Raw genomic sequence first — 20,476 nt, forward strand, 5'->3', positions numbered from 1 at the left:
GCACGCGGTTTGCCAAAGCCGGCTCAGTCAAGTAACTTTCGGCGTACGCCCCCGTCCTGGAGATTGGCCCCGATGAAGCTCGCCCTGCCCGCCCGGATCCTGGGCCTCGCGTTCGCCGCCGCCATCGCGGCGCCCGGCGCGCACGCCGACACGCCCGTCGTGGTGTCGTCGAAGATCGACACCGAAGGCAACCTGCTCGGCAACCTCATTTCGCAGGTGCTGAAGGCCCACGGCATTCCTGTCACCGAAAAGATCGCGCTCGGCACGACGCCGATCGTGCGCAAGGCGCTCACGAGCGGCGAGATCGACATCTACCCCGAATACACGGGCAACGCCGCGTTCTTCTTCAACAAGGCCGACGACCCGGTGTGGAAGAACGCGAGCCAGGGCTACGACACCGCGAAGAAACTCGACTACGCGGCGAACCATCTCGTCTGGCTCGCACCGGCGCCCGCGAACAACACGTGGGGCGTCGCGCTGCTCGCGCCCGTCGCGCAGTCGCAGCACCTGAAGACCTTCTCCGACTTCGGCAAGTGGGTGGCCGGCGGCGGCAAGGTGAAGCTCGCGGCGTCGGCCGAATTCGTGAACAGCGCGTCCGCGCTGCCGTCGTTCGAGAAAGCGTACGGCTTCAAGCTGAAGCCCGAGCAGCTCGTCGTGCTGTCCGGCGGCGACACGGCCGCGACGATCAAGGCCGCCGCGAACCAGACCGACGGCGTGAACGCCGCGATGGTCTACGGCACCGACGGCGGCATCGCCTCGAGCGGCCTCACGGTGCTCGACGACGACAAGCACGTGCAGCCCGTCTACGCGCCGGCGCCGGTGATCCGCGAAGCCGTGCTGAAAACGCATCCGCAAATCGCCGAGTATCTGAAGCCCGTGTTCGCGAGCCTCGACCTGAAGACGCTGCAATCGCTGAATGCCCGCATCCAGCTCAACGGCGAGCCGGCTGGCGGCGTCGCGAAAAGCTACCTGAAATCGAAGGGTTTCGTGAAATGACGGAGGGCGCGGCAGCGTCCGCGCGGCGCGTCACGCTCGACAAGGTCGGCATCCTGATCGGCGTCCTGACGATCGTCGCCGTGTTCGGTCTGTCGTTCGCGGTGCTGCGGCCGAACCGGATCGCGGCCGGCACCGGGCTATCGGTGTTCGCCGCGCTGCCGGCGATGCAGGGCGCGGCGCTCGCCGCGCTATGGACCGTCGGCGCGCTGTGGGCGATGGCGGCGAGCCGTCCCGCGTGGCGGCTCGCGGCCGGGTGCGTGGGGCTCGCGACGCTCGCGTATGCGGTCGGTGCGGCCGCCACGCATGTCGTCGCACCCGACGACATGCTGGCCCGTGTGTCGCCCGACGCCGGCGTCTGGCTGCTACTGTTCGCGTGGGCGGTGCTCATCGCCGACGCGCTCGCGCGCCTCGCGTTCGGCCCGTGGCGGCGCCTCCTCGCGCTCGCCGTCGCGATCGCGGCGGTTTCCGTGCCGCTCGCGAGCGGCTGGTGGGACGGCCTCTCCGTGATGCGCGAATACGCGGTGCGCAGCGACGATTTCTGGCGCGAAGCGATCCGTCACGTGTCGCTCGCGGGCGGCTCGGTCGCCGCCGCGCTCGTCGCGGGCGTGCCGCTCGGCATCGCATGCGCGCGCGTCGCGACGGTGCGCACCGTCGCGATGCCCGTGCTCAATATCGTGCAGACGATCCCCAGCATCGCGATGTACGGGCTGATGATGGCGCCGCTCGGCCTGCTCGCCGCGCACGTGCCGCTCGCCGCCGCACTCGGCATCCGCGGCATCGGCGTCGCGCCGGCCGTGCTCGCGCTGTTCCTCTACTCGCTGCTGCCGATCGCATCGAGCGTCGTGGTCGGCCTCGGACAGGTGCCGCCGCACGTGACCGAAGCGGCGCGCGCGATGGGCATGACACGCGCGCAGCGGCTGCTGCGCGTCGATCTCGTGCTCGCGCTGCCGGTGATCCTGAGCGGCGTGCGCATCGTGCTCGTACAGAACATCGGCCTGACCGCGGTTGCCGCGCTGATCGGCGGCGGCGGATTCGGCACGTTCATCTTCCAGGGGATCGGGCAATCGGCCGCCGATCTCGTGCTGCTCGGCGCGATCCCGACGATCGCGCTCGCACTGACGGCCGCCGTCGTGTTCGAAGCCGCGACGTCGCTCGCGAAGGGGCGTGCAGGATGATCGAGATCGAACGGGTCGGCAAACGCTTCGGCGACGTAGTCGCCGTCGACGACGTATCGCTGACGATGCAGCGCGGCACGATCACCGCGCTCGTCGGCGCATCGGGCAGCGGCAAGTCGACGCTCCTGCGCATGATCAACCGGCTGATCGCGCCGACCAGCGGCACGATCCGCATCGACGGCATCGATACGGCGACCGTTGCACCCGAGCAGCTGCGCCGTGGCATCGGCTACGCGATCCAGGGGCACGGGCTGTTTCCGCACTGGAGCGTCGCGCGCAACATCGCGACCGTGCCGCGCCTGCTCGACTGGCCGGCCGCCCGTATCGACGCGCGCGTGAACGAACTGCTCGACCTGTTCCATCTCGCGCCGGCCGAATTCGCGAGCAAGCTGCCGCACGAACTGTCGGGCGGCCAGCAGCAGCGCGTCGGCGTGGCGCGCGCGCTGGCGGCCGAGCCCGCGATGCTGCTGATGGACGAACCGTTCGGCGCGCTCGATCCGATCATCCGCAACAAGGCGCAGGACGACCTGTTCGCGCTGCAGCGCCGCCTCGGCATCACGGTCGTGATCGTCACGCACGACATCGAGGAAGCGCTGAAGCTCGGCGACACGATCGCGGTGATGGACGGCGGCCGGCTGCTGCAGGTCGCGCCGCCTGCCGAGATTCTCGGCAGGCCGGCAGCGGGTGTCGTCGAGCAGCTCGTCGCGGGCGTCGACCGTCCGCTGCGCCTGCTCGCGCTGACGCCGATCGACGCAGTGGCCGAAGCCGGCCACGCCGACGGCGAGCCGATCGCGGCGACGCGCACGCTGCGCGATGCGGTGTCCGAATTGTTGTGGCGCGGTGTCGATGCGCTACCCGTCGACGATGCAGCCAACGGCAACGCACACGGCCCCCGCCGCATCACGCTCGACGCGATTCGCTCGCACGCGAGGCAGCCCGCATGACGACGCTCGGCAGCGTGCGGCCCAAGCGGTCTTCGCTTCCCGCGTACGTCGCCCGCGCGGCCGCGCTCGCGCTGCTGCTCGTGCTGCTGTTGCGCCCCGCGTGGCTGCAGGGTCTGTTCGCGCCGTTCGCGGACAACGGCGCGCCGGTGATCTACGATCGCGCGAGCCTGCTCGATCTCACGCTCGCGCATCTCGGCACGGTCGCGCTGTCGAGCCTGATCGGCACGATCGTCGCGGTCGCGGCCGGCATCGCGGTCACGCGGCGGTTCGGTGCGGATTTCCTGCCGCTCGCGCGCAGCGTCGTCGATATCGGCCAGACCTTCCCGCCGGTCGCCGTGCTCGCGCTCGCCGTGCCGGCAGTCGGCTTCGGATTGAAACCCGTGCTGATCGCGCTCGTGCTGTACGGGCTCCTGCCGATTTTCGAAAGCACGATCGCGGGGCTCGAGGACGTCCCGCGCGACGTCGTCGACGCCGCGCGCGGGATGGGAATGAGCGGCTGGCAGCAATTGGTGTCCGTCGAGCTGCCGCTCGCGTTCCCGGTGATCGTCAACGGCATCCGCCTCGCGGTCGTGATCAATCTCGGCACCGCGACGATCGGCTCGACGGTCGCCGCGCGCGGGCTCGGCGACGTGATCATCGCGGGCCTGCAGACATCGAACACCGCGTTCGTGCTGCAAGGCGGCGTGATCGTCGGCTTGCTCGCGGTGCTCGTCAGCGACGCCATCGGCGCGATTGCGCGGGTGGCGAGCGCGCGGCGCGCCTAGCATCCGTCACGGAATTTTTCGAAGGAGCCACCATGTCTGTCCTGGACGCCGGCCCGTTTTTTCATGGCACGAAGGCGAATTTGCGGATCGGTGATTTGCTGACAGCGGGCTTCAGATCGAATTATCGGGACGACGTGGTGATGAATCACGTTTATTTCACGGCCCTGCCCAAAGGCGCCGGCCTGGCTGCGGAAATGGCCAAGGGCGACGGCCGGCCGCGCGTCTACATCGTCGAGCCCACCGGGGAATTCGAAAACGACCCCAACGTCACGGACAAGAAATTCCCCGGCAATCCGACGCGATCGTATCGAAGCACACTGCCTTTGAAGATCGTCGGCGAACTCGATAGCTGGGAACCCTACGATCCGGCGTTCATCCAGCAACTCAGAAGCCGAATCGAAACCGGCATCGGCGAGATCATCAACTAGCGATCCGTTCGGCCGATTCGCGAACAAAGCCGGGACGGCGGCCAACGGAACACGCGAGGCAACGACACGCCCACGTACCGTGGGAGGAGTCGCACGACAGGACGAAAGCGCCGGGTCTATCCGGACTCCGATGCGTGTGCGTGCAACGATCGGCTCGTCGGCCCCGCCCGAATCGACACAAGCCTACATCGCGCTTTCATTCGAGCCGGCGCTCGACCATCGGCGACGATTGGCCGATATACTGTGCGCCTCCCATTTCCCCGCATTCCACCATGCGACGACGGTTTCTCTGGCTGATCGTGCTCTCGTTCGGCATCGCGCAACAGGCATGGGCGCAGCAAGCGCCCGCAGTGCCTGCATCCGCGTCCGACGCGCTGGCATCGGCGCCGACTGCCGCCTCCGCGCCGCTCGCGAGCGACAACGATCAGCCGAACGAAGCAAACCGCCGCATCACGTCCTACCTGACGAAGAAATTCGGCGTCGCGAAGGAACGGGCCGCGAAGCTCGCCGATATCGTGAGCGTGACCGCGACGAAATATTCGCTGCCTCCGGCCCTCGTTTACGCGATCATTTCGATCGAATCGCGCTTCCAGGAAAAGGCGCGCGGCCAGCACGGCGCGACCGGGTTGATGCAGGTCGTGCCCGCCGCGCACCGCGGCATGCTGCGCAACGTGAAGGATCTCACCGAGCCGAATGCGAACGTCGAAGCCGGCTCGCGCATTCTGTCGGGCTACGTGAAAGCGGCCGGCGGCAACGTGCAGGCCGGGCTGAAGAGCTACAGCGGCGGATCCAGTGCGTATGCGGCGAAGGTCATGCAGCGGGTCGAATCGTTCCGGTTCGTGCTCGAACCCGAGGACGGCGCGAAAGCCACCACCGATACGAACGCGCACATGGTGCCGGTCAGCGATCCGTCAGGTTCTGCGCCCGCCGCGAACCGCAACGCGAAGTAAGCAATGGGCACTCGCGTTCGCCCTGCCCCGGCCCGACGCTACGCGGCCCGACTGCTCGCCATTGCCGCGCTGTCGGCCCCTGCCGTATCGGCATTCGCTGCCGTTGACTGCGAGCAAGCAGGACTGACGATGGAAGCCGTACGGCGTTGCGTACTCGATCAGCAGCAGCGGCAAGTCGACAGTGCGTACCGGTCGCTTGTTCACAAGCTGCGCCAACGCGACCCTGACGCTGCCGCTCGACTCACGAAATCGCAGACGAGCTGGGCCGGCTTTGCAGACGATACTTGCGACTACGTGAAAGCGGCCAATCCTCGGCAAATGATCGCGGACGACGCATGGATGAACTGCCGGGTCGATTTCGATCAGGCGCGCGTGCGCATCCTGAAGAAGTGGGAAACGGAATTGACGCAGCCGAACTGAACCGCCGCCCCGTACCGTATCGCCCGTCATTCCGGCACGCAACGCGCGCACCGGCGATCGGTGTCGATACGGCATCGGCTCCCCGCATGTCGAAGCAGTACGGCTCGTCAGTCAGATCGCCAATTGTTCTTATATTTCAGGAATAAAAACACCAAAGACCGGCAGCACCTCATTATTCTCATATTTCAGGAACTATAAACGCGTGCGGCGGCACATCCGTGCCGCCGCGCCCGCCGGGTTTGCCGGATCACCTCTCTCGTGCCTTGATCCGGCCCCCTCTGATCAAAGCTGCCCCGCCGCCCCCGTCCACCGCAGGTAATCCCCCCGCGTCCAGTCGAGCGACACGCCCACGCGCTTCGTCCCCGGCCGGATCTTCGGCTTGTACATCGACAGCGTCAGCGATTCCAGCGCCGGCCATTCGCGGAACGACAGCACCGCGAGATCGGCGACGAGCGTCTCCAGCAGCCGCGTATGCGGCTTGTGCGACAGGAACGACGCGACGCGCGCGCAATAGCCGTCGTAATCGATCCACTCGCCCTGCTCGCTCGGCTCGCAGCGATACCCGAGCCGCGCATCGATCACGATCGGCTGCGGCGCTTCATGCTCGTGCGCGTGGATGCCGATCCGCGCGGGCACCTTCAGTTCGTCGACGAACACGCTCCAGCCGCGCCCGCGCAGGCGCGGCGCGTCGATCGCCACGAACGGTTCGTCGAACGGCTTCATGATGCGAGCGGCGCCGCGGCGTCGAGCATGATGCGCACGAAATAGTCGGCGAAGCTGCGACGCAGGACGATCTCGAACGACTCGTCGCCGGTCGGGATCAGCGTGATCGGCGACTTGAAGTAGTGCGACTGCGCGCACTGGCCCGGCTTGAACACGCGCGGATGCAGATCGAGCGGGCAGCCGCGCGCGATCACGTCGCGCACGCGTTCGCCGACGACCTCGACGACCGTGTAGCCGCTACCGACGTCGACGGCCGCCGCATACGAGCCCTGCACGGCCTCCGCCAGCTTCGCTTCGAGCACGCCGGCCTGAACCGGCCCGTTCGACCGCACGAGCCATTCGTCGGGGCCGAGCCACAGCACGTCGTACTCGGCGCCGCGCGCCACCGTGTTCGGCTCCGCGGGCGGCCGGCAGCCGACCACACGCTCGAACGCGGCCACGAATGCCGGGTCGCTCAACTCGCCGCGCACGTTGACGAGATCGAGGAACGGCCGCTCGCGCAGCGCGAATTTCTTCGATGCGCGCGCCTGGTGCGCCTTCAGCACGTCGGCGGCGCCGACGAACGGCGATTCAAGCGTCACGCCGCCCGCACCCGCCACCTGCGTCTGGTTTCTCGTTTCATTCCACATGCTGACGCACCCCTTCGGTATCGTAGAAAACCGGGCTCGAGATCTTCGCGGTGATGCGCTTGCCGTTGGCCAGCGGAATCACGACGCTCTCGCCCATCTTGTTCAGGCCGCCCTTCACCACCGCGAGCGCGATCGAGCGCTTCAGGATCGGGCTGTAGTAGCTCGACGTCACGTGGCCGATCATCGGCGTCGGATCGACCGCCGACACCTGCGTGTCCTTCGCGATGATCTGCGCGCCTTCCGGCAGCACGAACTGTTCGTCTTCGGTCAAGAGGCCGACGAACTGCTTGCGGCCTTCCTTCGCGGTATCCGAGCGCGTCAGCGAGCGCTTGCCGAGGAAGTCCTTCGACTTCGCGACGAGCCCGCCCATCCCGAGGTCGTACGGCGTGATCGAGCCGTCGGTATCCTGGCCGACGATGATGTAGCCCTTCTCCGCGCGCAGCACGTGCATCGTCTCGGTGCCGTACGGCGTGATGTCGAACTCGGCACCGGCCGCCATCAGCGCTTCCCACACCGCGCGGCCCGCATTCGCCGGCACGTTCACTTCGTAGGCCAGCTCGCCCGAGAAGCTGATCCGCATCACACGCGCCTTCGCGCCGGCGACGGTGCCGTTGCGGTAGCTCATGAACGGGAACGCTTCATTGCCGAAATCGATGTCCTGGCACACCTTCTGCACGACCTTGCGGCTCTTCGGGCCGACCACCGCGAACGTCGCCCAGTGATCGGTGACGGACGCGAGCCGCACCTTCAGGTCGGGCCATTCGGTCTGCAGCCAGCGCTCGAGCCACGTCAGCACGCGCGCCGCGCCGCCGGTGGTGGTCGTCATCATGAAATGCTGATCGGCGAGGCGCACGGTCACGCCGTCGTCGAACACCATTCCGTTTTCGTCGAGCATCAACCCGTAGCGGCACTTGCCGATTTCGAGCTTGTTCCACGGGTTCGTGTACATCCAGTTCAGCAGCTTCACCGCATCCGGACCCTGGATGTCGATCTTGCCGAGCGTCGACGCGTCGAGAATGCCGACGCCGTTACGCACCGCGAGGCATTCGCGCTTCACGGCCGCATGGAGATCCTCGCCGTTCTTCGGGAAATACCACGGCCGCTTCCAGTTGCCGACGTCCTCGAACATCGCGCCGTGCTCGACGTGCCATTCGTGCACGGCCGTCTTGCGGATCGGGTCGAGGAAATCGCCCGTCTCGCGGCCCGCGAACGTGCCGAACGACACGGGCGTGTAGTTCGGGCGGAACGTCGTCGTGCCCGTTTCCGGAATCGTCTTGCCGAGCGCGCCCGCGAGGATCGCCATCCCGTTGATGTTGCCGAGCTTGCCCTGGTCGGTGCCGAAGCCCATCGCCGTATAGCGCTTCACGTGCTCGACCGACTCGAAGCCTTCGCGCGCGGCGAGCAGAATGTCGGCGGCCGCCACGTCGTTCTGGAAGTCGACGAACTGCTTCGGTCCGCGCGCGGCCGCCTCGCGGCTGCCGACGAGCCACAACGGCTGCAGCGCGCCTTCGACGGCTTCGGCGACCTGCGGAGCGGCCGGACGCTGCGCGGCCGTGAAGCCCGCGGCCTTCGCCGCTTCCACGCCCGCATCGACCGCGAGCCGCAGCGCACGGGCCAGCCCGAATTCGCCGGCCGCCGCACCGATGCTCGCCTCCGCCTGCACGGGCTTGCCCGGCAGGAAGCACGCCTTTTCGTCGTTCCAGCACGCCTTGCCGCCCGATTGCGCGAACAGGTGCAGCACCGGGCTGAAGCCGCCCGACATCGCGACGAGGTCGCACGGCAGCGTCTGCAGCTTGCCGCCGGTCTGGCCGTTCGAGTAGGACGCGACGTCGACCGACGATACGCGCCACTTGCCCGATGCGGCCGTGACGACCGCGCCGCTCATCACCGTCACGCCCTGCCGCTTGGCCGCGGCCGGCAGCGCGCCGTTCGACGACGCGCGCGAATCGACGACCGTCACCTTCGCCCCGCACGCCTTCAGGTCGAGCGCGGTCTGGTATGCACGGTCGTTGTTCGTGAACACGACCGCGTTGCGGCCCGGCAGCACGCCGAAGCGATGCACGTAGGTGGATACCGCACCCGCCAGCATCACGCCCGGCAGGTCGTTGTTGCCGAATACGATCGGCCGCTCGTGCGCGCCGGTCGCGAGAATCACGCGCTTCGCGCGGACCTTCCACAGCAGCTCGCGCGTGCCCTTGCGCATCGACACCGGCAGGTGATCGGTCAGGCGCTGCGTGACCGTCACGAGGTTGTGGTCCTGATAGCCGAACGCGGTGCTGCGCGACAGGATCGTCACGTCGGGCAGCTTGCGCAGCTCCGCCTCGATCTTCTCGACCCATTGCAGCGCGGGCTTCGCGTCGATCTCCGCGCGGCACGACAGCAGGCTGCCGCCGAGTTCGCGCTGGTCGTCGACGAGGATCACGCGCGCGCCGGCCGTGGCGGCCGCATGCGCGGCGGCGAGGCCCGACGGGCCACCGCCGACCACGAGCACGTCGCAGTGCGCGTAGCACTTGTCGTAGCGATCGGCGTCGAGCACTTCGGGCGCCTTGCCGAGGCCGGCCGCTTCGCGGATCTTCTCTTCGTACTTCGGCCACATGTTGCGCGGCCACATGAACGTCTTGTAGTAGAACCCGGCCGGCATGAAGCGCGAGAACTTCTGGTTGATCGCGTACTTGTCGTTCTCGAGCGTGGGCTCGGCGTTCACGCTCGTCGCGACGAGCCCCTGGTACAGCTCGATTTCGGTCGCGCGGGCGTTCGGCACGGTGTACGGGCCGGACTCGAGCTGCACGACGGCATTCGGTTCCGCCACATCCGCCGTCACGATCCCGCGCGGACGGTGGTACTTGAAGCTGCGCGCGACGAAATGCACGCCGTTCGCGAGCAGCGCGGACGCGAGCGTGTCGCCCTGGAAGCCCTGGTACGTGCGGCCGTTGAACGTGAACGTCAACGGAATCGCGCGATTGATCCGGCCACCGGTGCCGAGGCGGTCTTTCTGGCTCATTTGCTCGTACCCTCTTCGTGTGCGTTACCGGCAGCCGCGCCGCTGATGGCAGCCCTGCCGAACTTTTCGTAGCCCTTGATATCGTAGGTCACCGTATCGCGCGTGACCTTGAACCAGCGGCGGCAGCCCTGCGTGTGCAGCCACTGCTCCTTGTGCAGCCCACGCTTGTTCTCGCGCATGAACACGTATTCGCCCCATTCGCGGTCGGTCATGTTCTCGTTCGCCACCGGGCGCACGATGTCGGCTTCACCGCCGCATGAGAACTCGGATTCGGCGCGCGGCCCGCACCACGGACATTCGATCAGCAACATGTTTCTTTCTCCAATGGTGGTCAGTGCGCGACGGCGGCAGCGCCGTGCTCGTCGATCAGATGGCCCGTATAGAAGCGGTCGAGCGCGAACGGCGCGTTCAGCGGATGCGGTTCGTCGCGGGCGATCGTGTGCGCGAACACCCAGCCCGAGCCGGGCGTCGCCTTGAAGCCGCCGGTGCCCCAGCCGCAGTTGAAATAGAGGCCCTTCACGTCGGTCTTGGTGATGATCGGGCACGCGTCCGGCGACACGTCGACGATGCCGCCCCACTGGCGGTTCATCCGCACGCGCGAGAACACCGGGAACATCTCGACGATCGCCTGCAGCGTGCTTTCGATGATGTGGAAGCTGCCGCGCTGGCCGAAGCCCGTGTACTGGTCGATACCGGCGCCGATCACGAGATCGCCCTTGTCGGACTGGCTGATGTACGCGTGCACCGCGTTCGACATGATCACCGAGTTCACCACCGGCTTGATCGGCTCGGACACCAGCGCCTGCAGCGGGTGGCTTTCGATCGGCAGACGCACGCCGGCCATGTCGGCGAGCGTCGTCGTGTTGCCGGCGGCCACCACCGCGACCTTCTTCGCCTTGATGAAACCCTTCACCGTGTCGACGCCGACCACCGCGCCGCCTTCGCGGCGAATGCCCGTCACCTGGCAGTTCTGGATGATGTCGACGCCGGCGCGGTCCGCGCCGCGAGCGAAGCCCCAGGCCACCGCATCGTGACGCGCGACGCCCGCGCGGCGCTGGATCGATGCGCCGAGCACCGGGTAGCGGCTGTTCAGGTTGATCGTCGGCTCGATTTCCTTGATCTGCGCGGGCGTCAGGAATTCGGCGTCGACGCCGTTCAGCCGGTTCGCGTTCACGCGGCGCTCGGTGTCACGCACGTCCTGCAGCGTGTGCGCGAGGTTCATCACGCCGCGCTGGCTGAACATCACGTTGTAGTTCAGATCCTGCGACAGCCCTTCCCACAGCTTCATCGCCTTCTCGTACAGCGCGGCCGATTCGTCCCACAGGTAGTTCGAGCGCACGATCGTCGTGTTGCGCGCGGTGTTGCCGCCGCCGATCCAGCCCTTCTCCAGGATCGCGACGTTCGTGATCCCGTGCTCCTTCGCGAGGTAGTACGCGGTCGCGAGGCCGTGGCCGCCGCCGCCGACGATCACGACGTCGTATTCCTTCTTCGGCTCCGGGCTCTTCCACTGCTTTTCCCAGTTCTCGTGATACGAGAGGCCGTTGCGGAACAGGCTGAATATCGAGTAGCGGCTCATGTTTGGATCCTTCGTTAGCATTCGATGACGTTCACGGCGAGGCCGCCGCGCGACGTTTCCTTGTATTTCGTCTTCATGTCGGCGCCGGTTTCGCGCATCGTCTTGATCACGGAATCGAGCGATACGTAGTGCTGGCCGTTGCCCTTGAGCGCCATGCGCGACGCGTTCAGCGCCTTGATCGCGCCCATCGCGTTGCGCTCGATGCACGGGATCTGCACGAGCCCGCCCACGGGATCGCAGGTCATCCCGAGGTTGTGCTCCATGCCGATCTCGGCCGCGTTCTCGACCTGGTCGGGCGTGCCGCCCATCACGGCGGCGAGCGCGGCGGCGGCCATCGAGCACGCGACGCCCACTTCGCCCTGGCAACCGACTTCCGCGCCGGAAATCGACGCGGTTTCCTTGTAGATGATCCCGATCGCCGCGGCCGTCAGCAGGAATTCGACGATGCCGGCTTCGTTCGAGCCCGGCACGAACTTCACGTAGTAGTGCAGCACCGCGGGAATCACGCCGGCCGCGCCGTTGGTCGGCGCGGTGACCACCCGGCCGCCGGCCGCGTTCTCTTCGTTCACGGCCATCGCATACAGGTTGACCCAGTCGAGCATCGACAGCGGGTCGCGCAGCGACTCTTCCGAACGCGCGCGCAGGTGGCCGTTCATTTCGGCCGCGCGGCGCTTCACGCGCATCGGGCCCGGCAGCTCGCCCTCGACCTTGCAGCCGCGCTCGACGCACGCGGCCATCGTGCGCCAGATCGCGAGCAGCCCGGCGCGCACTTCGTCGGCCGGCCGCAGCGCGGATTCGTTGCGCAGCATCAGCTCGGCGATCGACAGCCCATGTTCGCGGCACTGGCGCATCAGGTCGTCGCCGGTGCGGAACGGATACGGCACCTCGACCGCCGCGCGCACGCCGTTCACGCGATCGCCGTCGCGGTTCACGACGAAGCCGCCGCCGACCGAGTAATACTCTTTCTCGACGAGCAGCTGGCCGTGTTCGTCGAATGCCTGGAAGCGCATCCCGTTCGGATGCACGATGCCCGTGCCGCTCATCAGCTTGCGATAGAAGCCGATGTGTTCCTTTTCGTCGAAGCGCACCGTCTGCTTGCCGAGCAGCGTCAGCGTCTTCTCCGCGCGGATCGCGGCGAGCCGCGGCTCGATCAGGTCGGGATCGATCGTGTCGGGCAGATGGCCCTCGAGGCCGAGCAGCACGGCCTTGTCGGTGCCGTGACCCTTGCCGGTCGCGCCGAGCGAGCCGTACAGCTCGACCCGCACGCGGCGCACGAAGCCGAGCAGGTTCGCGTCCTCGACGTGCGACGCGAAGCGGCACGCGGCGATCATCGGGCCGACCGTATGGGAACTGGACGGGCCGATGCCGATCTTGAACAGGTCGAACGCGCTGACGTTCATCTGGCTTCCTTTGGGTTGCATGCGTGAAATGTCGTTGGGCCTCAGTACATCAGGGCGTAAAATCGGCCGATAGAACAAAAACGGCATCGGCGTGGGATAGCGCCGCCAAGCGCCGCGCCGGCCGCCCGGAAAGTGCGTTTTGGCGATGGTTCGCGACGAAAAACCACAAGTCCGGCCGCGGCCGATCGGCGACGCTGGCTGCATCCGTGCCGCCCCGGCAGCCGTAGCCCGCAAACAGAGTGAAACGAGTGAGACCGCCTGCCCGGCGTGACGAGATTGGCCGCGATGACCCCCGACGTACCCGCTTCCCCCCTCGCAGAACCCGCGCCGCGGCGCATCCGCTTCGGCATCGTGCTGCTGCCGAACTTCACGCTGACGGCCTTCTCGGGCTTCGTCGACATGCTGCGGCTGTCGGCCGACGACGGCGACTACAGCAAGCCCGTGCGCTGCGCATGGAGCGTGATCGGCGAGACGCTCGCGCCGGTGCGCGCGAGTTGCGGGATCCAGATCACGCCGTGGGAGACGTTCGACGCGGCCGAGCCGTTCGACTATGTGGTGGTGGTGGGCGGGCTGCTGCATTCGGGGCCGCAGGCCGGCCCTGAAACGCTCGACGTCATCCGCCGCGCGGCGGCAGGCGGCGCGACGGTCGTCGGTATCTGCACCGGCGTGTTCACGCTGATGCGCGCCGGCGTGCTCGACGGCTACCGCACCTGCGTGAGCTGGTTCCATTACTGGGATTTCATCGAGCGCTTTCCGTCCGCCGATCCCGACCTGCTGATCGCCGACCGGCTGTTCGTGATCGACCGCCGCCGGATCACGTGTTCGGGCGGCCGCGCGTCGATCGACGTCGCCGCCGCGATCCTGCTGCGCCATTTCGATCACGCCACCGTGCAGAAGGCGCTGCGCATCCTGCTCGTCGGCGAGATGCAGAAAGGCAACGCGCCGCAGCCGCATCCGCCGGGCCTCGAACCGGCGACGCATCCGAAGGTCAAGCGCGCGATTCTTCTGATGGAACAGCACGTGGGGCGTACGCTGCCGCTCGATGAACTCGCGTGCAAGCTCGACCTGTCGACGCGGCAGCTCGAACGGCTCTTCAAGGCCGAGACCGGCAAGAGCCCGCAGGCATTCGCGAAACAGGTGCGGCTGCGCACGGCCGCCTGGCTGCTGACGAGTTCGGACCGCACGGTCGCCGATATCGCGTCGAGTTGCGGGTTCGCCGATGCGTCGCACCTCGGGCGCGAATTCCGCAAGCAGTTCGGCGTGCCGCCGGCGACGTATCGCGAGCGCGGCGGCGACGTGGCCGAAGTCGCCGCGACGCCCGATGCGTCGGCCGACGCCGTCGAGGACGTCGCCGACTGACGTCCCCCGGGGCGCCCGCCCCTTTCCCGACCCATTGCGGAACCGCACACGTTCGCCTCGGTTTCGACGCTTTTGGAACCGGTTCCAGTCAATTTGGTCGACGTTGCTTGCCGTAAACGAGGGTTATCCCGGATGCTGATGTGTGTTCAAATTTGTATGATGACCACATCACCTTACAAACCTGAGCATCATGTTCGAGAAAATTCCGGCCCGCGCGATGAGCGACCATGTCGCGCAGCAACTGCTCAAGCAGATCGAAGTGGGCAGCTTCTCGGCCACCGGCAAGCTGCCGACCGAGGCCGTGCTCGCGCAGGAATTCGGCGTCAGCCGCACCGTGATCCGCGAGGCGATCTCGCGGCTGAAGAACGAAGGCGTGGTCGAGCCGCGCCAGGGCAGCGGCGTGTTCGTGAACCAGCACGGCGCGATCCGGCCGCTGCGGATCGACTACGCGGAAGCCGTCGAGGCGAGTTCGCTGCCGCACCTGCTCGCGGTGCGCCGCGCGATCGAGGCTGAAGTCGCGGCCGAAGCCGCGCTGCACCACACCGCCGACGACATGGCCGACATCGACGACGCGCTGCGCAAGATCGACGAAGCGGCGGCCGAAGGGCGCGACGGCGTCGCGGAAGACGTCGCGTTCCACCGCACGATCGCGGCCGTCACCGGCAACCCGTATTTCCTGAAGACGCTGCAGTTCCTGAACCAGTACCTCGAAGCCGGCGTGAAGGTCACGCGGGGCAACGAAGCGACGCGCGACGATTTCTCGCGGCAGGTGCGCGAGGAACACGCGGCGATCGCCGACGCGATTCGCGCGCGCGATCCGATGGCCGCCCGCAACGCGGCGCGCACGCACATGTACAACGCCGCTCGCCGCCTCGCGGAAGCCGGCATCTGCTGAAGCCGGCGGCGCCTGCCGAGCCGGGCGCCGCCGTTGTCCGGAACCTCTCCCGAATCAATCAAGGTTGACCATGTCACGAAATGTTGGAGTCATCGGCCTCGGCGCGATGGGCCTCGGCGTCGCACGCTCGCTGCTGCGCGCCGGCCTGTGCGTACATGCATGCGACGTGCGCGACACCGTGCTGCAGGCGTTCGCCGCCGAAGGCGGCATCGCGTGCGCGACGCCGGCCGAACTCGGCGCGCGGTGCGACGTCGTCGTCACGCTCGTCGTCAATGCCGCGCAAACGGAAACGGTGCTGTTCGGCGAACACGGTGCGGTCGCGGCGATGAAGCCGGGCGGCGTCGTGATCGCGAGCGCGACCGTCGCGCCCGAATTCGCGGTCGCGCTCGGCGCACGCATCGAAGCGGCCGGCCTGCAGATGCTCGACGCGCCCGTGTCGGGCGGCGCCGCGCGCGCGGCCTCCGGCGAGATGACGATGATGACGTCCGGCCCGGCCGCCGCCTATGCGGGCTGCGAGGACGTGCTCGCCGCGATCGCCGGCAAGGTGTACCGCCTCGGCGACGCACACGGCATCGGCTCGAAAGTGAAGATCATCAACCAGTTGCTGGCCGGCGTGCATATCGCGGCGGCGGCCGAGGCGATGGCGCTCGGCCTGCGCGAAGGCGTCGATGCCGATGCGCTGTACGACGTGATCACGCACAGCGCCGGCAATTCGTGGATGTTCGAGAACCGCGTGCCGCACATCCTGAACGGCGACTACACGCCGCTGTCGGCCGTCGACATCTTCGTGAAGGATCTCGGCCTCGTGCTCGATACCGCGCGCCGCAGCAAATTCCCGCTGCCCCTGTCGGCCACCGCGCATCAGATGTTCATGAGCGCGTCGAGCGCCGGCCACGGCGGCGAGGACGATTCCGCCGTGATCAAGACTTTCCCCGGCATCACGCTGCCGCCCGCCCGCTGATTCGAACGACGTTCCCGCCATGACCGCTTCCGTTTCCCGTCCCCTGCTCGGCTGCATCGCCGACGATTTCACCGGCGCGACCGATCTCGCGAACATGCTCGTCAAGAGCGGCATGCGCACCGTGCAAACGATCGGCGTGCCCGCCGATGGCGCGGCTGCCGACACGATCGTCGACGCCGACGCGATCGTCGTCGCGCTGAAGTCGCGCACGATTCCCGCCGCCGACGCCGTCGCGCAATCGCTCGCCGCGTATGAATGGTTGCGCGCGCAAGGGTGCCGCCAGTTCTTCTTCAAGTACTGCTCGACGTTCGATTCGACCGACGCAGGCAACATCGGGCCGGTGGCCGACGCGCTGCTCGATGCGGCCGGCGGCGATTTCACGATCGCGTGCCCGGCGTTCCCCGAGAACGGCCGCACGATCTATCGCGGCCACCTGTTCGTCGGCGACGTGCTGCTGAACGAATCGGGGATGGAGAATCATCCGCTCACGCCGATGAAGGATGCGAACCTCGTGCGCGTGCTCCAGCAGCAGACGAAGTCGCCGGTCGGCCTGATCCGCTACGACACGATCGCGCTCGGCGCGGCCGCGGTGCGCGCGCGGATCGACCAGTTGCGCGCGGAAGGTGCGCGTTTCGCGATCGCCGATGCGCTGTCGGACCGCGACCTCTACGTACTCGGCGAAGCGTGCGCGGGCCTGCCGCTCGTCACCGGCGGCTCGGGCATCGCGCTCGGCCTGCCCGCGAATTTCCGCCGCGCGGAGCAACTGCCCGAGCGCGACAACGCGGCGTCGCTGCCGCGCATCGACGGCTTGTCGGCCGTGCTCGCCGGCAGCGCGTCGAAGGCGACCAACGCGCAGGTCGCCGCATGGCGTGCCACGCGGCCGAGCTTCCGCATCGATCCGCTCGCGGCGTCGCGCGGCGAGCCCGTCGTCGATGAAGCGCTTGCCTTCGCGCGTTCGCACCTGCCCCAACCCGTGCTGATCTATGCAACGGCCACGCCCGACGAAGTGAAGGCCGTGCAGCAGGCGCTCGGCGTCGACGCAGCCGGCCATCTCGTCGAAAGCACGCTCGCGGCGATCGCGCGCGGGCTGCGCGAACTCGGCGTGCGCAAGTTCGTCGTCGCGGGCGGCGAGACGTCCGGCGCGGTCGTGCAGGCGCTCGACGTGAAGTCGCTGCAGATCGGTGCGCAGATCGATCCGGGCGTGCCGGCCACGGCCACCGTCGACGCCCAGCCGCTCGGCCTCGCGCTGAAATCCGGCAACTTCGGCGCGACGGACTTTTTCGACAAGGCGCTGCGCGCGCTGGACGGAGCCGCACGATGAGCCACGAAGCAAAACTGCGCGAAGAGATCTGCGTGGTCGGCGCGAGCCTGTATGCGCGCGGCCATGCGGTCGGCAGCGCCGGCAACATCAGCGCGCGTCTCGCGGACGGCTGGCTGATCACGCCGACCGACGCATGCCTCGGCCGGCTCGATCCGAACGACATCGCGAAAGTCGGCACCGATGGCCAGCCCGTCTCGGGCGGCAAGCCGTCGAAGACGCTCGCGCTGCATCGCGGCATCTACGCGCGCAACGCAGAGGCAAACGGCGTCGTCCACACGCACTCGACGCATCTCGTCGCATTGACGCTCGCGGGCGTGTGGCGCGACACCGACGTGCTGCCGCCGATCACGCCGTACTACGTGATGAAGGTCGGCCACATTCCGCTGATTCGTTACCGCCGCCCCGGCGACCCGGCCGTCGCGGCCGAAGTCGCGGCGCTCGCCGCCCAGGTGCGCGGCGTGCTGCTCGATCGCCTCGGCCCCGTGATGTGGGGGCCGTCGGTGTCGCACGCGTCGTACGCACTCGAGGAGCTCGAGGAAACGGCGCGGCTGTGGCTGATGACGCAGCCGAAGCCCGAGCCGCTGTCCGACGCGGCACTCGACGAACTGCGCCAGACCTTCGGCGCGCGCTGGTAACGCGGCGCGCACCCGTACCGATTCACATGCTCGCCGTGTGCGCGGGCCCTTCCGTCAGCACACACATACGATCCGGCGGCCTACGCGCCGCCGGCACACGACGTCCTTGGAGACACGACGATGACTGCTCTCGACGCGGCCGCAAGCCGCTCGCCCGCCGCGGCCGCCCAGTCGGGCGAACTCGACCGCACCTACAAGAAAGTGTTCTGGCGCATCGTGCCGTTCCTGATGCTCTGCTACGTGGTCGCGTATCTCGACCGCGTGAACGTCGGCTTCGCCAAGCTGCAGATGTCGCAGGATCTCGCGTTCAGCGAAACCGTGTTCGGGCTCGGCGCGGGGATTTTCTTCCTCGGCTACTTCCTGTTCGAACTGCCGAGCAACATGCTGATGCACCGCCTCGGCGCGCGCATCTGGATCGCGCGGATCATGATCACGTGGGGCCTGCTGTCCGCGCTGTTCGCGTTCGTGAAGACGCCGACGCAGTTCTACGTGCTGCGCTTCCTGCTCGGCCTCGCGGAAGCCGGCTTCTATCCGGGCGTGATCCTGTACCTCACGTACTGGTTCCCGTCCCATCGCCGCGCGAAGATCATCGCGGTGTTCATGTCCGCGATTCCGGTGTCGGGCATCTTCGGCAACCCGCTGTCGGGCTGGATCATGGAGCGCTTCCACGGCGGCTCGGGTTTCCACGGCTGGCAATGGATGTTCATGATCGAGGCCGTGCCGGCCGTGCTCGTCGGCATCGCGACGATCCTGTATCTCGACAACAGCATCCGCGGCGCGAAGTGGCTCGACGAGCGCGAGAAGCAACTGCTCGAGGACGAAATCGCCGCGCAGCCGCAGGAACAGCAGAAACACGGTCATTCGCTGAAGGCCGTGTTCTCGGACCCGCGCATGTGGTGGATGTCGCTGATCTACTTCGCGTTCGTCACCGGCCAGTACGGGCTCACGTTCTGGATGCCGACGCTCGTGAAATCGACCGGCATCACCGATACGCTGCAGATCGGCCTGCTGTCGGCGATTCCGTTCGTCGTCGCGATCGTCGTGATGAACCTGTTCGGCCACAGCGCGGACAAGCGCCGCGAACGCCGCTGGCACCTGATCGTGCCGGCGCTGATGGGCGCGCTCGGGTTTGCGGTCGCCGCGTCGTACTCGCACAATACGGCCGTGTCGATCGTGTTCCTGTCGCTCGCGGCGGGCGGCGTGCTGACCTGCGCCCCGCTGTTCTGGTCGCTGCCGACCGCGTTCCTCGCGGGCTCCGCGGCCGCGGCCGGGATCGCGATCATCAACTCGGTCGGCAACCTCGCCGGTTTCGCGAGCCCGTACGTGATCGGCTACCTGAAGGACGTCACGCACAGCACGTCGTCGGGCATGTACGTGCTGGCCGCGATGCTCGTGATCGGCGCGATCGCCGTGTGGCTCACGCCCGCGAAACTCGTGAACCGCTGATCCGCCGCCGGCCGATTCATCATTCGACGCGGGAGCGCACGGCGCCCCGCCCCATTCATTCACAGGATCTGCTGCCATGCCACGCTTCGCCGCCAACCTCTCGATGATGTACACCGAGCACGCGTTTCTCGAACGCTTCGCCGCTGCCGCTCACGACGGCTTCAAGGCCGTCGAGTACTTGTTCCCGTACGACTTCGCCGCCGAGGAGATCCGCGCGCGTCTCGACGCACACGGCCTCGAACAGGCGCTGTTCAACGCGCCGCCGGGCGACTGGGCCGCGGGCGAACGCGGCATCGCATCGCTGCCCGGCCGCGAGGACGAGTTCCGCCGCGGCATCGACCAAGCGCTCGACTATGCACGCGTGATCGGCAACAAAAAGCTGCACGTGATGGCCGGCATGGTGCCATCCGGCGCCGATCGCGCGCGCCATCGCGACACCTATCTGTCGAACCTGCGGCATGCGGCGCAAGCGGGCGCCGCGCACGGCATCACGATCCTGATCGAGCCGATCAACCAGCGCGACATGCCCGGCTATTTCCTGAGTCGCCAGGACGACGCGCAGGCGATCCGTGCGGAAGTCGGCGCGCCGAACCTGAAGGTGCAGTTCGACTGCTACCACTGCCAGATCGTCGAAGGCGATCTCGCGATGAAACTCGAGCGCGATTTCGCGGGCATCGGCCATATCCAGATCGCGGGCGTGCCGGAACGCCACGAGCCGGATGTCGGCGAACTCAACTACCCGTACCTGTTCGCGCTGATCGACGCGCTCGGCTACGACGGCTGGATCGGCTGCGAATATCGGCCGAAGGCCGGCACGTCCGAAGGCCTCGGCTGGCTCGAGCCGTACCTGTAA

The 20,476-nt window shown here is 67.6% G+C and carries 20 protein-coding genes; 14 read left to right on the plus strand and 6 right to left on the minus strand.

Annotation, left to right across the window (positions count from 1 at the left end):
- Window positions 1-72: 72 nt before the first annotated feature.
- The 7 genes from HWX09_RS31360 to HWX09_RS31390 all read left to right on the plus strand — a co-directional run bounded on the left by HWX09_RS31360 (window position 73) and on the right by HWX09_RS31390 (window position 5,677).
- The gene (locus tag HWX09_RS31360) at window positions 73-996 is read left to right on the plus strand and encodes an ABC transporter substrate-binding protein (RefSeq protein WP_027781379.1); all 924 of its coding nucleotides are present in this window, start codon (window positions 73-75) and stop codon (window positions 994-996) included.
- Complete coding sequence (locus tag HWX09_RS31365; RefSeq protein WP_027781380.1) at window positions 993-2,171, plus strand: ABC transporter permease; 1,179 nt, start codon at window positions 993-995, stop codon at window positions 2,169-2,171. The genes HWX09_RS31360 and HWX09_RS31365 overlap by 4 nt, the downstream gene beginning before the upstream one ends.
- Complete coding sequence (locus HWX09_RS31370) at window positions 2,168-3,115, plus strand: ABC transporter ATP-binding protein (RefSeq protein WP_027781381.1); 948 nt, start codon at window positions 2,168-2,170, stop codon at window positions 3,113-3,115. The genes HWX09_RS31365 and HWX09_RS31370 overlap by 4 nt, the downstream gene beginning before the upstream one ends.
- Window positions 3,112-3,879, plus strand: a complete 768-nt coding sequence (locus tag HWX09_RS31375; protein WP_027781382.1) for an ABC transporter permease — start codon at window positions 3,112-3,114, stop codon at window positions 3,877-3,879. The genes HWX09_RS31370 and HWX09_RS31375 overlap by 4 nt, the downstream gene beginning before the upstream one ends.
- A 32-nt stretch (window positions 3,880-3,911) precedes the next feature.
- Window positions 3,912-4,307 carry an NAD(+)--rifampin ADP-ribosyltransferase gene (gene arr, locus HWX09_RS31380; RefSeq protein ID WP_027781383.1) on the plus strand — a complete coding sequence of 132 codons (396 nt, stop codon included), beginning with the start codon at window positions 3,912-3,914 and terminating at the stop codon, window positions 4,305-4,307.
- A 272-nt stretch (window positions 4,308-4,579) separates the two neighbouring features.
- Window positions 4,580-5,257 carry a lytic transglycosylase domain-containing protein gene (locus HWX09_RS31385; RefSeq protein ID WP_027781384.1) on the plus strand — a complete coding sequence of 226 codons (678 nt, stop codon included), beginning with the start codon at window positions 4,580-4,582 and terminating at the stop codon, window positions 5,255-5,257.
- Window positions 5,258-5,386: 129 nt separating this feature from the next.
- On the plus strand, window positions 5,387-5,677 hold the full coding sequence (locus tag HWX09_RS31390) for a lysozyme inhibitor LprI family protein (protein WP_034185239.1): 291 nt from the start codon (window positions 5,387-5,389) through the stop codon (window positions 5,675-5,677).
- Between the two features lie 282 nt (window positions 5,678-5,959).
- On the opposite strand, the gene HWX09_RS31395 is transcribed toward HWX09_RS31390, so the two are convergent.
- From HWX09_RS31395 to HWX09_RS31420, 6 genes are read right to left on the minus strand one after another with little or no spacing between them, the layout of a single operon-like run.
- Entirely contained in the window at window positions 5,960-6,400 is a 441-nt protein-coding gene (locus tag HWX09_RS31395) for a dihydroneopterin aldolase (protein WP_006749884.1), read from the minus strand.
- A complete protein-coding gene (locus HWX09_RS31400) occupies window positions 6,397-7,029 on the minus strand; it encodes a sarcosine oxidase subunit gamma (RefSeq protein WP_027781385.1) in 633 nt (210 codons plus the stop codon). The genes HWX09_RS31395 and HWX09_RS31400 overlap by 4 nt, the downstream gene beginning before the upstream one ends.
- The gene (locus HWX09_RS31405; protein WP_027781386.1) at window positions 7,019-10,030 is read right to left on the minus strand and encodes a sarcosine oxidase subunit alpha family protein; all 3,012 of its coding nucleotides are present in this window, start codon (window positions 10,028-10,030) and stop codon (window positions 7,019-7,021) included. Before HWX09_RS31405 ends, HWX09_RS31400 begins: the two co-directional genes overlap by 11 nt.
- Entirely contained in the window at window positions 10,027-10,341 is a 315-nt protein-coding gene (locus HWX09_RS31410; RefSeq protein WP_027781387.1) for a sarcosine oxidase subunit delta, read from the minus strand. The genes HWX09_RS31405 and HWX09_RS31410 overlap by 4 nt, the downstream gene beginning before the upstream one ends.
- A 20-nt stretch (window positions 10,342-10,361) precedes the next feature.
- A complete protein-coding gene (locus tag HWX09_RS31415) occupies window positions 10,362-11,606 on the minus strand; it encodes a sarcosine oxidase subunit beta family protein (protein ID WP_006480591.1) in 1,245 nt (414 codons plus the stop codon).
- A gap of 14 nt (window positions 11,607-11,620) precedes the next feature.
- On the minus strand, window positions 11,621-13,006 hold the full coding sequence (locus tag HWX09_RS31420) for an L-serine ammonia-lyase (RefSeq protein WP_027781388.1): 1,386 nt from the start codon (window positions 13,004-13,006) through the stop codon (window positions 11,621-11,623).
- Between the two features lie 285 nt (window positions 13,007-13,291).
- Between HWX09_RS31420 and HWX09_RS31425 the strand changes: the two genes are divergently transcribed.
- The 7 genes from HWX09_RS31425 to otnI all read left to right on the plus strand — a co-directional run bounded on the left by HWX09_RS31425 (window position 13,292) and on the right by otnI (window position 20,476).
- The gene (locus HWX09_RS31425; protein WP_027781389.1) at window positions 13,292-14,365 is read left to right on the plus strand and encodes a GlxA family transcriptional regulator; all 1,074 of its coding nucleotides are present in this window, start codon (window positions 13,292-13,294) and stop codon (window positions 14,363-14,365) included.
- 190 nt (window positions 14,366-14,555) lie between these two features.
- Window positions 14,556-15,260 carry an FCD domain-containing protein gene (locus tag HWX09_RS31430; RefSeq protein WP_027781390.1) on the plus strand — a complete coding sequence of 235 codons (705 nt, stop codon included), beginning with the start codon at window positions 14,556-14,558 and terminating at the stop codon, window positions 15,258-15,260.
- Between the two features lie 64 nt (window positions 15,261-15,324).
- Window positions 15,325-16,221 (plus strand): L-threonate dehydrogenase, encoded by an 897-nt coding sequence (gene ltnD, locus HWX09_RS31435; RefSeq protein WP_329601513.1) that lies wholly within the window; start codon window positions 15,325-15,327, stop codon window positions 16,219-16,221.
- Window positions 16,222-16,240: 19 nt separating this feature from the next.
- Window positions 16,241-17,542: a 3-oxo-tetronate kinase gene (otnK, locus tag HWX09_RS31440; RefSeq protein WP_027781392.1), complete on the plus strand. Its 1,302-nt coding sequence runs from the start codon at window positions 16,241-16,243 to the stop codon at window positions 17,540-17,542.
- Window positions 17,539-18,177, plus strand: a complete 639-nt coding sequence (locus HWX09_RS31445) for an aldolase (protein WP_027781393.1) — start codon at window positions 17,539-17,541, stop codon at window positions 18,175-18,177. The genes otnK and HWX09_RS31445 overlap by 4 nt, the downstream gene beginning before the upstream one ends.
- Window positions 18,178-18,297: 120 nt before the next feature.
- On the plus strand, window positions 18,298-19,623 hold the full coding sequence (locus HWX09_RS31450; protein ID WP_027781394.1) for an MFS transporter: 1,326 nt from the start codon (window positions 18,298-18,300) through the stop codon (window positions 19,621-19,623).
- A gap of 76 nt (window positions 19,624-19,699) precedes the next feature.
- The gene (gene otnI, locus HWX09_RS31455) at window positions 19,700-20,476 is read left to right on the plus strand and encodes a 2-oxo-tetronate isomerase (protein WP_027781395.1); all 777 of its coding nucleotides are present in this window, start codon (window positions 19,700-19,702) and stop codon (window positions 20,474-20,476) included.

It is taken from the genome of Burkholderia sp. BCC1208 (assembly GCF_902833095.1).
Classification (GTDB): domain Bacteria; phylum Pseudomonadota; class Gammaproteobacteria; order Burkholderiales; family Burkholderiaceae; genus Burkholderia.

Bases quoted from the DNA above. Each gene is read 5' to 3' on its own strand.
- HWX09_RS31360 (WP_027781379.1), top strand. From the start codon at position 73: ATGAAGCTCGCCCTGCCCGCCCGGATCCTGGGCCTCGCGTTCGCCGCC.
- HWX09_RS31365 (WP_027781380.1), top strand. From the start codon at position 993: ATGACGGAGGGCGCGGCAGCGTCCGCGCGGCGCGTCACGCTCGACAAG.
- HWX09_RS31370 (WP_027781381.1), top strand. From the start codon at position 2,168: ATGATCGAGATCGAACGGGTCGGCAAACGCTTCGGCGACGTAGTCGCC.
- HWX09_RS31375 (WP_027781382.1), top strand. From the start codon at position 3,112: ATGACGACGCTCGGCAGCGTGCGGCCCAAGCGGTCTTCGCTTCCCGCG.
- arr (WP_027781383.1), top strand. From the start codon at position 3,912: ATGTCTGTCCTGGACGCCGGCCCGTTTTTTCATGGCACGAAGGCGAAT.
- HWX09_RS31385 (WP_027781384.1), top strand. From the start codon at position 4,580: ATGCGACGACGGTTTCTCTGGCTGATCGTGCTCTCGTTCGGCATCGCG.
- HWX09_RS31390 (WP_034185239.1), top strand. From the start codon at position 5,387: ATGGAAGCCGTACGGCGTTGCGTACTCGATCAGCAGCAGCGGCAAGTC.
- HWX09_RS31395 (WP_006749884.1), bottom strand. From the start codon at position 6,400: ATGAAGCCGTTCGACGAACCGTTCGTGGCGATCGACGCGCCGCGCCTG.
- HWX09_RS31400 (WP_027781385.1), bottom strand. From the start codon at position 7,029: ATGTGGAATGAAACGAGAAACCAGACGCAGGTGGCGGGTGCGGGCGGC.
- HWX09_RS31405 (WP_027781386.1), bottom strand. From the start codon at position 10,030: ATGAGCCAGAAAGACCGCCTCGGCACCGGTGGCCGGATCAATCGCGCG.
- HWX09_RS31410 (WP_027781387.1), bottom strand. From the start codon at position 10,341: ATGTTGCTGATCGAATGTCCGTGGTGCGGGCCGCGCGCCGAATCCGAG.
- HWX09_RS31415 (WP_006480591.1), bottom strand. From the start codon at position 11,606: ATGAGCCGCTACTCGATATTCAGCCTGTTCCGCAACGGCCTCTCGTAT.
- HWX09_RS31420 (WP_027781388.1), bottom strand. From the start codon at position 13,006: ATGAACGTCAGCGCGTTCGACCTGTTCAAGATCGGCATCGGCCCGTCC.
- HWX09_RS31425 (WP_027781389.1), top strand. From the start codon at position 13,292: ATGACCCCCGACGTACCCGCTTCCCCCCTCGCAGAACCCGCGCCGCGG.
- HWX09_RS31430 (WP_027781390.1), top strand. From the start codon at position 14,556: ATGTTCGAGAAAATTCCGGCCCGCGCGATGAGCGACCATGTCGCGCAG.
- otnK (WP_027781392.1), top strand. From the start codon at position 16,241: ATGACCGCTTCCGTTTCCCGTCCCCTGCTCGGCTGCATCGCCGACGAT.
- HWX09_RS31445 (WP_027781393.1), top strand. From the start codon at position 17,539: ATGAGCCACGAAGCAAAACTGCGCGAAGAGATCTGCGTGGTCGGCGCG.
- HWX09_RS31450 (WP_027781394.1), top strand. From the start codon at position 18,298: ATGACTGCTCTCGACGCGGCCGCAAGCCGCTCGCCCGCCGCGGCCGCC.
- otnI (WP_027781395.1), top strand. From the start codon at position 19,700: ATGCCACGCTTCGCCGCCAACCTCTCGATGATGTACACCGAGCACGCG.